The organism is Endozoicomonas sp. ALB032 (assembly GCF_049310125.1).
Classification (GTDB): Bacteria; Pseudomonadota; Gammaproteobacteria; order Pseudomonadales; family Endozoicomonadaceae; genus Endozoicomonas_A.
On record NZ_JBLYNW010000001.1, the window covers coordinates 2,302,276 to 2,315,038 of the forward strand.

The window sequence follows — 12,763 nt, forward strand, 5'->3', positions numbered from 1 at the left end:
TCTAATCATTATTCGCCTATAAGTACGTATATGCGTACAATGAAGCCAATAAAATAAATACTGGAGTTTGCATCATGGATGTTATGAGTTATTCAGATTTTCGTGCACAGCTGGCCAGTACCATGGATAGGGTGAATGATAACCACAAGCCTGTAATGGTCACACGGCAAAATGGTAAGCCAGCTGTACTTATGTCTGTCGAAGATTTCAATGCTTATCAGGAAACGGCTTATCTAATGTCCAGCCCTGAAAATGCTCGTCGTTTAAATGAAGCCATCGCTGAAATTGAGGCCGGTAATGCAGTCCAGCATGGACTAATAGAGGAATGATACTTTCTTGGGCTGAAACCGCATGGGAAGATTACCTGTTCTGGCAGTCTCATGACAACAGAATGCTAAAGCGTATTAATACCTTAATAAAAGACACTAAGCGGCAGCCGTTCGAAGGTCTGGGTTGTCCAGAACCACTTAAACATGATAAGTCGGGTTACTGGTCGAGGCGTATTGATCGGGAGCACCGCCTTGTTTATAGAGTGACTGATGCCGGTTTATTTATAGCTCAGTGTCGTTTTCATTATTAAAGTGACCCCATACTGCTGGCCATAATCACAGCGGTCACGGTATCGGTTCCCTCTAACTCAAAATGCCACCGTGAACTCCGACCGGCTGGCAGACGAAAGCCCCGATCTGAGTCACGGCCTGTGTCATCACCAGTTCATCATCGCGATAGAGTTTAAACGTCAGACTGTTGTAACTGCTGGCATGGACACTGGCGGCGTTAGACTTGACCGGGCTGCCCTGATAGACCTTGCCGCCATTGATAGGGTAGCAGTGCTGTGCCTTTATCCCACAGGCTTTGATGCTGGCACCGGTGCCCATTACAGGGTGTCATCTTCCAGATCATTCCATTGCACTAATGCTGGCTGTAATCGCTGGCATTAAATATTTAGATCGAATCATGCCTCAAAAGTTCCTCCAGAATTGCCACAATTCAGGGTAAAGGCTCTTGTAAGGGCTAACAGGGATGTTACTAAGAAGCCTTCGCAAGAAGGGTAAAGTCCACCAATGGCGAAGTAATGAATTGGTTGCGCTGGAAAAACTTCGAGGTCTTAAAGGGAAAACTTGAACTTTAATGTCCGTTGCCTGTCCAAGGATTAAGGTTAACGTGAACTTTAATGTCCGTTGCCTGTCCAAGGATTAAGGTTAACGTGAACTTTAATGTCCGTTGCCTGTCCAAGGATTAAGGTTAACGTGAACTTTAATGTCCGTTGCCTGTCCAAGGATTAAGGTTAACGTGAACTTTAATGTCCGTTGCCTTTTCTTAATTTTAATTCCCAAGGAGGAAATATTATGACTTACGGAGTAACCACAACAACAACCAGCACCGCAACAGGTGCGGTATTTCAACCGTCGCAGAATAGCGCCCCAGAATCCAAGGCCAAAACGGACACTGTACCGTCTATTCCACCTGCAGGTCATCCGAAAACGGGCACAAGCCTGACAGACCGAAAGGCTGAAGCTTTTTTGCTGAATCTTCAAAGCAATAAAACCAAAGTCGATAAGGATGACACTGCCTTGGCGCAATGCTACCAGCGGATGGTCAATGAAGCGATGACTGAAAATCAAAAATTGGTTGGGCCATTTCATGAGCTTATGCTAAACGTTCATGGCATATACACTTACAGCGATTCCGAAATCTCTAAGGATGACGAGGCTATTGCACAAGCTGTTTGGAATGCAGCGAAGGAGCTTGATATAGAGGTTAAGTCGAAGCTTGAGCGTCTGAAAGACAAATAGGCATTTTAGTGGTAAACCACCGTCTCTGACGGTGCGACTCAAAAGAACTCTGACGAAACCATCGTACAGGGTGCAAATATGGCCTCCTCTGGACCACAAGTTCTTTAAGGAGGCCGTTATCGAGACTGGCAGAGCAAATGCGGATTGATTCAGCGAGTAATATTCTGACTGACATCTCAATGCACTCACCTGCGCTCTCACCTGGCAACCTGCCTCCTGGTTTCGCCTGACACTGCTTTAAGATTGGTTCTCGAAAGCTCACACCAAAATTCCCCGGTCTCATCGACAACGTGAAATATGAACTTTTATGTCCGTTGCCTGTCCAAATACGTAGGAGGGCGAGAACTTTTATGTCCGCTGCCGATTCTAAATTATTAATTTTCATGGAGGATAGATTATGACTTATGGAGAAAGCCAAACAACCAGCACTGCAGCTGCTACGGTATTTCAACCGCAGCAGGGTGGCGCACAGGACTCCGATACCAAAACGGTTGCAGTGCCGTCTATTCCACGTGTTGGTCAACTTTCGCAAGCAGGTACAAGTCTTGCGGCTCGAAAAGCAATGTTAAGCGAGGCTGAAACTGGAATGTACTCTTCGGCAAGCACTGAAGAGGCCATTGCCTCTGGCGAGAGCCTCAGCGAAGCCTGCTTCGCCGGAACAACGGACAATAACAGAAGCCTGCCCTCTGCTTTTTCTGTATCACCGTTAGCCAAAGCCATCCCATCCTGGGAGGATTTTCTCCCCCCTGAAGGCACATTCGATCAGGTCGACAGCGGTTTTCAGTGGCTCAGGGATCAAAACGCCCGACTGCAACCATTTTTTAACTCCGGTGGCGGACTGGATTGTCTCGCAAACCCGGAAAAACTGAGCATGACACCGGAAGGATTAAAATTACTGGCAGAGACCAGTGACAACGTGAATCGGCTGCTTCATGGGGCTCACACAATGTTGTATGGGTACCAATTATTCTTGTCGCTGGCTGGAAACAACGGTTCAGGCGTGGTCAATTCATTGCGGGCAGAATTACCGCAATTGGTCAGCCGGTTCGAGACACTGAAACAGACCATCCGATCAGGGTTAGAGAGTGTCAGACATGCTCTTTATGACGTTGAAGAAGGGCGGATGTACTGTAGTGACTGGGTGGACGCTTGTCATCAGCTTCACTTCTGTCTTCAATCAGTCAACCCCACGGAGCCTGAGCAGGTTCAGAGTGTCCGTGCACTGATTTTTGTCTTGCAACTGTGCTCCATAAAGATAAAAGCATTAATCGATTACTCTGCACTCGGGTCAGAGTGGTGATGCTTTGGCTGTTCTGTAATTGTGTTGTATAAACTACTCATTTTCCAACCTCCGGTAGCCAGTCGTCATCCATGATCTTTTCAAACGTCCATGGACAATACTCGGGGAAGCTGCTTTTGTTCAGGCGCTTGCTTTCGATCTTGATGTATTGGTTCATTTGTTTGACGGCTTCTTTTTTAGCCTGAGAGTAGGCTTCTGCAAGTACTTCGTCTATCTTTGGCTGAAGACAGGGGTTTTCTTTTATATGGTCTTTAATATCTACTCTCGGGTTGTTGATACTGGGTATCCAAGTGTAGAGAACTTTGTCTTCTACCCACGAATCTTTCAATACTCGCTTTTGGTAAGCGTATTTCAAAAGATGTATGAGCAATGTTCTTAGATAAGACCTTAATTCTTTTTTCGTATCGCCCATACGTTGTTCCATCGCCTCCAACAGATTGTCGATGTCGAGTTTGTCAAATTGGCGCTGGGCCAGCAGTTCACGCTGTTGGGTCAGCCATTGGGTGTAATCGGTTTTGTATAAACTACTCATAAAGGCTTACTCCGTTCAGTGGATACCAGTCTTCAGACATCATTTGGTCAAAAGACCAAGGGCAGGTGTCGGGAAAGCTGCTGTTATCCAGTTTGGGGCATTTGGGCGGCATGTGACGATTCATTTCCCGAATGGCTCCTTTTTTCCCAGCAGGATAAGACTCACTTAAAACATCTTCCACCCGTTGTTTCAGGCTGTGATTTTTTATGATTAATCGACTAATCGCATCCCTGGCGTTATCGATAGTATCCATCCAACCTTTAATGACTCTTTCAGAGGCTACCGAATCCTTCAGAACGGATGTTTGATAATCCATTTTAAGTAAATGAAGTATGAGATTAATTAGATAGCTCTCCAGATTGTCTACCTTGGATTCTATCCCCAACTCCAACTCCTCCAACAAATTCTCGAGGTCTAATTGTTCAAAATTACGATTTCTCAACAGGGTCACCTGCTGACTCAGCCATTGATGATAATCAGTGTTATATAAGCTATTCATCGTTTTACCTTAACTGGATACCTTTCAAAAAATACCTCCATTGCCCAACCACTGTAGGCAAATAACAGAAGGTAAGCAAAATGAATTACCAAAGCACAGATGCCTTTGCCGGGGGCTTTGCCCGTGGTTTTGGGCTGGTCAATTCGGCCATTGATGCCAAAGAGAACCGTCGGTATCGCAAACATAAGCACAGGGAACTCAATGGATAGACATTGGTCCAATAACGTAAGTTATTTGAAAAACAGAGAGAGCAGTAAGAGATATGAACGGAATCAAACCGCCCAGCAGCCCAGATAGCCAGTCAGCACTTTATCAAAAGCCGAGCGACAATTGCCCTGTTTGTCTCGAAACTTTTGCCGGAAGGGAAGTCATGGTTCTCAAACAATGCAAACATATGTTTCACAAAGACTGCCTGGAACCCTGGCTATCGAAAAATTCAACCTGTCCATCTTGCAGAATCTCTTTAGTGTCCAGGGAAGTAGAACTATTGCGAGCCTTAAGACCCAGTGATCAATCCCGAGCCCTGGCCTTGGCCATGTTATCGAGACGTTCTGCTTCGACCCGTGAGAATGGAAACTCCTCTACAGACAGGCAGGCTGAAGCCATAGCATCGAGCTATATGGCTATGCGGGGTGAGACAGACAGGCAGGAGCCAACGAGTTCAGATTTAAGTAATATAATGCTCTGATTCAGTTGCCTTTGCAGGCACTTTAACATCATTACCTGCTGCCAGAGCAAGCGTTCTGCCCAGTGAGTTGGTCAGTTTCGTCACAACCGATTCAAAGAAGCCAGCGAGGGATTCCCATTAGAATGCACGTCTGTGGACGGATGATTTGTTGTAAAGAAACAAGAACATCGTCCCAATAACAGGATTCAGGCTCAGTGATCTCCTGGCCTGTTCAGATGATTGATTCGACCGATTGCCACAAACAGATCAGAAAAACCAACATCATTTGACCACTGAATATCAGACCTGTAGTATCTTCCGCCCTCTCGCCTGAAATTGTTTAATACTGAGGTAGTCTCAGCGCCTTCACTTAAACAACTTCACCTGAAGAGCTTCAGTCAATCAACCTGACTTTGGGAGCCACTCGTCTTTATGTCTGATCTTTCAGAATCACGTCACAGTCTTAACTTGCCCGTCTTTGTCGGTGCAGCCAGTATCATTCTTCTGATAGTAGTCTCTACGGCTCTGTTTCCGAAGCAAGCCGAGCTTTATTCCACCTTCTTGCAAACGGCCATAATGACCAACGCCAGCTGGTTTTATGTGACGGCAGTCGCCATTATCCTTATCGGCGTCGCTATTGTCGGCCTCTCCCGTTATGGCGATATTAAGTTAGGCCCTGACCATTCCGAGCCGGACTTCAGCTTCGGCTCCTGGTTTGCCATGCTGTTTTCAGCCGGTATGGGGATTGGCCTGATGTTCTTTGGCGTGGCGGAACCCGTTATGCACTTTCTCACTCCCCCTGTGGGCGATCCTGCATCCATCGAGTCCGCCCGGGAGTCCATGAGAATTACCTTTTTTCACTGGGGGTTTCATGCCTGGGCCATCTACGCCATTGTGGCTCTGATTCTGGCGTTCTTTGGCTATCGTCATAATCTGCCATTAACCCTCCGTTCAGCGCTTTTCCCGATTGTGGGTGATCGTATTCACGGTGTTATTGGTCATATTATTGATATCTTTGCCATTCTGGGTACGACCTTTGGTGTGGCTACAGCTTTGGGTTATGGCGTGCTTCAGGTCAACTCGGGCCTGAATTACCTGTTTGATGTTGATGTAAGCACTCATGTTCAGGTGGTTTTGATCGTAGTGATTACCGCTCTGGCCACGCTCTCTGTTGCTTCAGGGCTTGATAAGGGAATTCGTCGTTTATCCGAGATCAATCTGCTGCTGGCACTGTTGCTGATGGCCATGGTCATTATTCTCGGGCCTACTATCCTGCTGTTGCAGATACTGGTGCAGAATATTGGCAGTTATCTGTCCGATATCGTCGACAAAACATTTAATCTCTATGCCTATGAACCGACCGACTGGATGGGTGGCTGGACTCTGTTTTACTGGGCATGGTGGTTGTCCTGGTCGCCTTTTGTCGGCATGTTTATTGCCCGTATCTCCAGAGGCAGAACCATTCGCGAGTTTATCTGTGGCGTGCTGTTTGTACCGGCCTGTCTGACCTTTATCTGGATGACCGTATTCGGAAACACTTCCATTGATCTGATTATGAATCATGGTGCGGAAGATCTCGCTGACATTGTTCAGGTCGATGTTTCACTGGCGCTCTTCAAGTTTCTGGAGTACTTCCCGGCCACTGAGTTCCTGTCAGGAATCGCCATTATCATGGTCGTGGTGTTCTTTGTAACCTCTTCCGATTCCAGTGCCATGGTGATTGATATGCTGGCTTCTAAGGGTGAAGGGAAAACACCGGTCTGGCAGCGGGTATTCTGGTCTACCCTGATTGGTCTGGTTGCCCTGGTACTGATGCTTGCCGGAGGTCTCAAGGCGCTCCAGACAGCCACTATTGCAACGGCTTTGCCATTCGCTGTGGTGTTGCTGGTTTCCGGTTATGGGTTGTTAAAAGCGCTGGCACTGGATGCTGCCAAGAAAGAAAGTCTGACCCAAACCACCCTGGCTCCGAGCCATGCCAATGTTTCAATTCCATGGCAGAGTCGATTGCAGAATATTACCCACTTCCCGGCGCGCAAAAGTGTCAGGGTCTTCATGAGAAGTGTCGTGTTACCGGCAATGAAGTCCCTGTCCAGAGAGCTGGAAGAGCAGGGAGTGGAAACCGGAATTGATTTTGATCGCAACAAAAGTATTGCCTCTCTCAATGTTTTTCATGGTGAGGAACAGGACTTTCTCTACAGGGTCAGCCCTCGTTCCTATGTTCAACCCAGTTTTGTCATTGATGACGAAGAAGAGAGCAAGTATTACCGGGCAGAAGTCTTCCTGAGGGAGGGTGGTCAGGATTACGACATTATGGGCTGGACCCGGGAACAGGTCATTGGCGATATTATTGATCAGTACGAGAAACATATGCACTTCCTGCATATGGTTCGCTGAATCAACGGCGCTCGCTCTGCTGGAAAGTTGTCGTTTGGCAGGCTTTCGGGCTTAAGGTTTATCGAATTTTGCGTAAAACCCCCTCGCTTTAGAGGTTGTCGCAAAACTCTGGTTCCCATGCTCTTAGGCCCTGTGGGTCCCAGCGTGGGAACGAGCTGTTGGAGTTCTGCGACACCCTCTAGCACTTAGCCTTTTGCATCTCTTCTTGGTTGTTGTACCTGTTATTATCGTTTTACCTTGTATCGTACCGCCGCGATAGTCAAACCCGACTATACTCAGCCCACCCAAACAATAACCTACGGTAAAAATAATCCTTCACCAACCTTTGTATACCGCTTTGCTGGAAGCCGGTGTATCCGATGAAACCGCCAAAGCAGGAGCGCAAATAGAATGGCACGTTACAGAGAGCCGACTGGACAGAATAGAAAAAAATCTGTCAATCGTCGGCAGCGACACTGCCGCACTGAAAGACGGGCAGAAAAAACTGGACTCCAGAATGGACAAGCTGGAAGCCAAAGTAGACAGGCTGGAAGACGGGCAGAAAAAACTGGACTCCAGAATGGACAAGCTGGAAACAAAAGTAGACAAGCTGGAAACCAAAGTAGACAGGCTGGAAGACGGGCAGAAAAAACTGGACTCCAGAATGGACAAACTGGAATGCAGTCAGGAAATACTCGTCAGTGACCATAGAAAAATAGTAACCAAGCTGGAGGAACACGACGTAAAACTGGAACTAATACTCGACTGCGTAAAAAACATCATGGACAACACTTAACAGAGCAATGGATGGAACTAATTATTGGATTAACAGTCAAATGTTAATGTGATTCGTCTTTATTCAGTCAGATTGGTACTGCAAGGACAGGAATGAGAAAATCAGCTTCAGGGTTTTTCTTTGTATTAAAGATCGGAATGCTGATTTTCCAGAACTTATGGTATTTGGCTGTCCTGTAATGGTTCCAACATACGCCCACAATGGAGTTAGGCAAAATGGATTTTTATCAGTTAAAAGGTTTGACTCAACAGCTGCATGAATTGAAGGTGGTGCAACCCAATGGCTTTTCAACAGAAGCAGAAGATGGCTCCACCCAGTTCCTCGGCAGACAGGTAAAGCGACAGGATGGCACCACCGCACAGACTGAGAAAACTGCTCAAAAAAGACCGGCAAATGCAACAGACGACCCTTTACTGCCCGGTAAACTTCGTAAAATAATGCCAGAAACTGAACTTTTACCTATGAAAAATGAGCAGTTAATGTCAGAGGGATTATTCATTACTGCTGGAAGTAAACCGCTATCTGAACGGCAGGTTAATCTTGAGACACAACCCTTTGATTCAAGAGCTGAAGCTATACAGATGGCCGCCAGGAATCTGGTGAGTCAATTTCAACTTGAGGCAATAGAAAAGTCACCAACCAATGAAGTGCAATGTGCCGTTTTCCTTGAGTGCCTGAAACTTGATGTTGATAATACGCTGATAAGGCTAAACACAACAACATCTTTAAATGGGGCTCAAAAGCTCCTGATTTTGTTGGCAGCTGAAGAAGAGCAGAAACAACAGAATAAATGTCCACTTCCTGAGGGCTACTGGATACTTGCGAGGATTCCGTTATCCATCGGTTTTGAGAAGGCAAAGAACCTGTTTCAGCGCCTACCTGATACGCCTTCTCTGCCAGAGGTGGACAATGTCATTAATGAGCAGTTGACAGCATTAAGACCTGATAAAATGCTCAGGGACAGACTTTTGGAGGTCAGACAACCCCTTAAATCGGAAAACAACGAACTTTCCAGACAGCTGTTGTGTGAAGTTGACAATATTGAAAAAAAATTTATCCCAAAAGTTGGATGGAACGGCCGTTTATCAGACGCTGAGGATTATAGAAATTTCAAGGTCTATACAAGAAGATTGTTGTATCTCTATGCATCCTGTTCCGGTTTTTCACAGCAGGCTGATATTGCTGAGTTAACGTCGTACATTAGATCCGTTCTTTACATCATCGAGCCAAATAACCGTATACCAGATAACATCTGGCATATTGCTAAAGAGCTGGCCTATTTGTCGAAACAACCCGGCTCCATCGATTATTGCCACTATATTAGTACCCTGGCCCATTGTTTGAAAACACCGGCACCTGTCGCCTTACAGTTTAAAAATCTCAAACAGCTCAGTGATATCAAAGGGTTCGCTTTACTTGAAAGCAAACCGCTGGACAAGTATCTAACCGTACTCAGAGCAAACATTGATAAGATAGCCCCGGAATATTCGCGGGTATTGCTCGATGCAGTTGACGTTCTGGAAAAAGAATGTGCCGGTATATCACTACCTGAAGGCAAGTCTGATATCAAAGCGAAAGTGCATCGACTTTTAATGATTATTGCCGCCTGCAAATCATCCAAAGAAATAATGGATACTTCAGTATTGGTTCATTTTGTCACGGCCATCATGGAACATGGCAATAAAAAAAATATACCTTATCTAATCGCTGGGCTGGCCCGTCTGGTTCAGAGTACCCCGAAAATACAGAAAATACTGGGTGCCCCCGGAATCAGTGGCGGACCGCATTTGCGAATGGCGCCGCTGCAATGGCTGGCATTTGTACCCGATAGACTCTCAGAAGATGACATCGAGGAACTCTGTCAATCTTTGCAAGCTCCCAGCGCCAGCAAGAGCAGGCGACGGATGAAAGATGGCAAGATTTTCCACCAATGGCTGTCTACCCTTGAGCAGATGTTGGCCAGCGAGGTTATGAATAAGGCCATGGTAATGCCGATCCTGAAAAAGCTTACCCAAAGTCTGACTTATGAAAAACTGGGCTGGCTTTATATGTTATTCAACATGGGATACAGGTTTACTGCATTTCTGGACAGAATGGGCTTGAGCTGTCAGAAGGAAGGATTACCATTGATGATCGCTGAAAAAGGGGCTGACGCTTTGGTGGGAGTGAATAAAAAGTTCTCAAAATGGCTAATGAAACAACGACATCACCATCTCCTGCCTTTTTACATGGCATCAATGATAGAACAGGGGAATGCAGAAGTTGAAGACCTTACCCATCAGTTTATAGAGACCAGTGTTAACAACACTTTTGTTCAGAGCAGGCAGTCACCGCTGCACAATCCACACCTGCAAGCCATTTACAAGAAATATCCCCGATTGGAAGCAGGTTGGGGAGCGAACTTCAGTGGTTTCAGCGAGGAAACCCGAAACAAGCTCTTGTCCCAGGGGGAAACCCTGAAGCTGACAGAGGACCCCTGGGATCTTTTTATCAGTGGGCTTGAAGTTAAAAGCTGTCTATCACCTGACGCCCTGAGTTTTAAAATTGGACTGATGAGTTATGTGATGGATGGACGCAATGCCATGATTGTCATAAAGAACCAAAAAGGAAATATCCTCAGCAGAAGTGTGATTCGCATGGTGCTGGATCAGGATGATTGCCCTGTGTTATTGCTTGAAAAAGGCTATCCCGATAAGCGTAATTTATTGTTCATTGATGCCGCACGGGACATTGCTGACGAGATGGGCCTGCCCCTTTACCACTACCTGGATGCTAAAACAGGTACAAAAGGTATGATAAAACTTCTGGAAGGGAGAGCACCTCTCGATTATTTTGACGCTTTTCCTTTATTAAAGGAGAGACAGAAACTTACGATTACCGACGTACAACGTGATGTAAGGTAGTCATAACGGATGCTTGCAGGCTCCTCAGCTCTTGATTAAAACCGCAACGAGCGCAACACTCGCTGTTATGGCTAAGGTTCAAGCTACCTTGTCAAACACTTAAGAAAGACATTTCTGGCACCGTTGATGTCACGATCAACGGTGAAGCCCTCACCCTTAATAACCTTGAAAGAACCTAATTTTTCGTCAATGGTATCGTTCCATCCGCCTTTCACCACCCCTATCAGGAATACATGGACTCGTAAAAAATGCCCAAAATTTGAATGATCGTCCACTGCCTTTCCTTCAAACCAACCACATGTTCCTCCTGATTATTGACCGTTAATACACTAAGCCCCTGAAAACAGAAAAATACCCATCTTGCTGTTGGGTTCTGGCAGGGCTTTTTTTTCTGGTCTGGAAATACACGACTTTGCTTTTTCAGTTCCTGCCTGATTCTGTGCTGGATAGCAGCATAGACCATCAGGCACAGAGTCATCACCATTAACAGGGCTTCAATACGTTCCGCTTTCTTCAAATAGAGCGAAGAGACCAGAAAGTCCGGGCTCTTCAGGAACCGAAAGCCGCCTTCAACTTTTTGTTGCGACTTATAGATAGACAACAGCTCAGAGGCATTCAAACTATTTTTATCCAGCTCATTGGTGCTTAGGATAAAACAACCCAGTGAGGCCTCTGCATGCTCCCTCTTCTCGCAGGAAACAAAGCATTCAGCCTGCACAAAGTACTCGAAGTGATCAGGCTTGCTATCCGGCGATGGTCTTCCTTTGCCCGAATAGCAGGGTTTACAGATAACCTCAGGCTCTGTTTCGCTTTGGCAAAGTTTCGATTGTTTCTGCCACAAGGCAAAAGCCTTCAATGCATCGTCCCGGCACAAAAAGGCCTTTTTGCTCAGCTTCTCCAGATCACGGGCCTCTTTCAATGACTGTTTTTGCATCTTTCGGGTCAGTGTTTTCCGTTCACTAAGCCCGCGCTTTTTGTTGAGAAACAGGAACCATCGTTGTTGAACCCCTCCGTAGCAGGAAGGCACTTCAGCTGAGTAATAATCTTCATAGCCTTCAACAGGCTCCAGCGACATGGTTGGCGCTTTGCAGACCAGCTCCTTTGCCTCCTTGATGTTCAGGGGTACCCGGGAGATAAACAGCTGCTTTTGCTCATCAAGCGACTGAAGGGTTTCTGCAACATACATGGCAGCATCAGCAACCAGATAGCGGCTATTCAAAGCAGCCTTAAAACATGACAGATGATTTTTGATAATTTCCTGAAAACAGGTTTTGTCGTTTACATTACCGCTGGCAGGGGCCATAAACACAGGGATGCCCGCCTGGTTTTCAGTCATTAACTGTAAGACTACCTGGTTCAGGTCAGGCCGGTGGTCACGGCTGTAACCTTGGCAGATATGAATACAGTTCAAGTCGTCTGGATTGTCATGACTGTTATAGACTCCATCCACATGAAAGCTGGTGCCATCCAGATTTAATGCCTTGCAAGGAAGTTTCAGATGATTGACGACCTTGACGGCCAGATTGAGATACAAGTCGCTAACACCAGCGTCGTACAAACTGTCGAGAGCCCGACCAAGTACCTTATCGTTCAAGTGTTCAGCCTGTATACCTTCCCCGATAAGGCGGTCAATCGGCTTATCCTCAAAAAACTCAGGGAGCATGTATAGAGTTTGCCCCGTAAAGCCCAAGCCATTGATGATCATTGCAACTACAGCTTGTCCAATAGTGACATTACGAACATCGGAGTCATTTGTGATACGGGCATCAATGTATTCGGCTATCTTTAACTCCCGACACATAGCGGCAACCAAGCCAAGGTGGTTGAGGTTCTTAGACTGGTATTGAGCTTGAGACATGTTGGTGTACCTGAATGTCTGTTTATTTCTTTGACAACA

The 12,763-nt window shown here is 46.2% G+C and carries 13 protein-coding genes; 9 read left to right on the forward strand and 4 right to left on the reverse strand.

The window, feature by feature from the left end; genetic code table 11:
* Positions 1-74 precede the first annotated feature (74 nt).
* Together ACO6VG_RS08315 and ACO6VG_RS08320 are read left to right on the forward strand one after the other, a co-directional pair.
* Complete coding sequence (locus ACO6VG_RS08315) at positions 75-329, forward strand: type II toxin-antitoxin system Phd/YefM family antitoxin (RefSeq protein WP_422136501.1); 255 nt, start codon at positions 75-77, stop codon at positions 327-329.
* Positions 326-580: a Txe/YoeB family addiction module toxin gene (locus ACO6VG_RS08320; protein ID WP_422136502.1), complete on the forward strand. Its 255-nt coding sequence runs from the start codon at positions 326-328 to the stop codon at positions 578-580. Before ACO6VG_RS08315 ends, ACO6VG_RS08320 begins: the two co-directional genes overlap by 4 nt.
* Positions 581-632: 52 nt before the next feature.
* Here ACO6VG_RS08320 and ACO6VG_RS08325 read toward each other — a convergent pair whose 3' ends face one another.
* Complete coding sequence (locus tag ACO6VG_RS08325) at positions 633-878, reverse strand: hypothetical protein (protein WP_422473460.1); 246 nt, start codon at positions 876-878, stop codon at positions 633-635.
* 471 nt (positions 879-1,349) lie between these two features.
* Here ACO6VG_RS08325 and ACO6VG_RS08330 point away from each other — a divergent pair, with 471 nt between their 5' ends.
* A complete protein-coding gene (locus ACO6VG_RS08330; RefSeq protein WP_422413612.1) occupies positions 1,350-1,796 on the forward strand; it encodes a hypothetical protein in 447 nt (148 codons plus the stop codon).
* A gap of 397 nt (positions 1,797-2,193) precedes the next feature.
* On the forward strand, positions 2,194-3,096 hold the full coding sequence (locus ACO6VG_RS08335) for a hypothetical protein (protein WP_422473462.1): 903 nt from the start codon (positions 2,194-2,196) through the stop codon (positions 3,094-3,096).
* 37 nt (positions 3,097-3,133) lie between these two features.
* Here the strand turns inward: ACO6VG_RS08335 and ACO6VG_RS08340 are convergent, their stop codons facing one another.
* Positions 3,134-3,628: a DUF29 domain-containing protein gene (locus tag ACO6VG_RS08340; protein WP_422413608.1), complete on the reverse strand. Its 495-nt coding sequence runs from the start codon at positions 3,626-3,628 to the stop codon at positions 3,134-3,136.
* Positions 3,621-4,127 carry a DUF29 domain-containing protein gene (locus tag ACO6VG_RS08345; protein ID WP_422473464.1) on the reverse strand — a complete coding sequence of 169 codons (507 nt, stop codon included), beginning with the start codon at positions 4,125-4,127 and terminating at the stop codon, positions 3,621-3,623. The genes ACO6VG_RS08340 and ACO6VG_RS08345 overlap by 8 nt, the downstream gene beginning before the upstream one ends.
* 80 nt (positions 4,128-4,207) lie before the next feature.
* On the opposite strand from ACO6VG_RS08345, the gene ACO6VG_RS08350 reads away from it, so the two are divergent.
* From ACO6VG_RS08350 to ACO6VG_RS08370, 5 genes are all read left to right on the forward strand, one after another.
* Positions 4,208-4,336, forward strand: coding sequence for a hypothetical protein (locus ACO6VG_RS08350; RefSeq protein WP_422136508.1), 129 nt, complete (start codon positions 4,208-4,210; stop codon positions 4,334-4,336).
* Positions 4,337-4,389: 53 nt separating this feature from the next.
* Positions 4,390-4,815 carry an RING-H2 finger protein gene (locus tag ACO6VG_RS08355; RefSeq protein WP_422473466.1) on the forward strand — a complete coding sequence of 142 codons (426 nt, stop codon included), beginning with the start codon at positions 4,390-4,392 and terminating at the stop codon, positions 4,813-4,815.
* 411 nt (positions 4,816-5,226) lie between these two features.
* Entirely contained in the window at positions 5,227-7,188 is a 1,962-nt protein-coding gene (locus ACO6VG_RS08360) for a BCCT family transporter (RefSeq protein ID WP_422136510.1), read from the forward strand.
* A 325-nt stretch (positions 7,189-7,513) separates the two neighbouring features.
* Entirely contained in the window at positions 7,514-7,963 is a 450-nt protein-coding gene (locus ACO6VG_RS08365; protein WP_422473468.1) for a coiled-coil domain-containing protein, read from the forward strand.
* A gap of 215 nt (positions 7,964-8,178) precedes the next feature.
* Positions 8,179-10,866: a hypothetical protein gene (locus ACO6VG_RS08370; RefSeq protein WP_422136512.1), complete on the forward strand. Its 2,688-nt coding sequence runs from the start codon at positions 8,179-8,181 to the stop codon at positions 10,864-10,866.
* 223 nt (positions 10,867-11,089) lie between these two features.
* Here the strand turns inward: ACO6VG_RS08370 and ACO6VG_RS08375 are convergent, their stop codons facing one another.
* Positions 11,090-12,724: an IS1634 family transposase gene (locus ACO6VG_RS08375; RefSeq protein WP_422137299.1), complete on the reverse strand. Its 1,635-nt coding sequence runs from the start codon at positions 12,722-12,724 to the stop codon at positions 11,090-11,092.
* Positions 12,725-12,763: the final 39 nt, after the last annotated feature.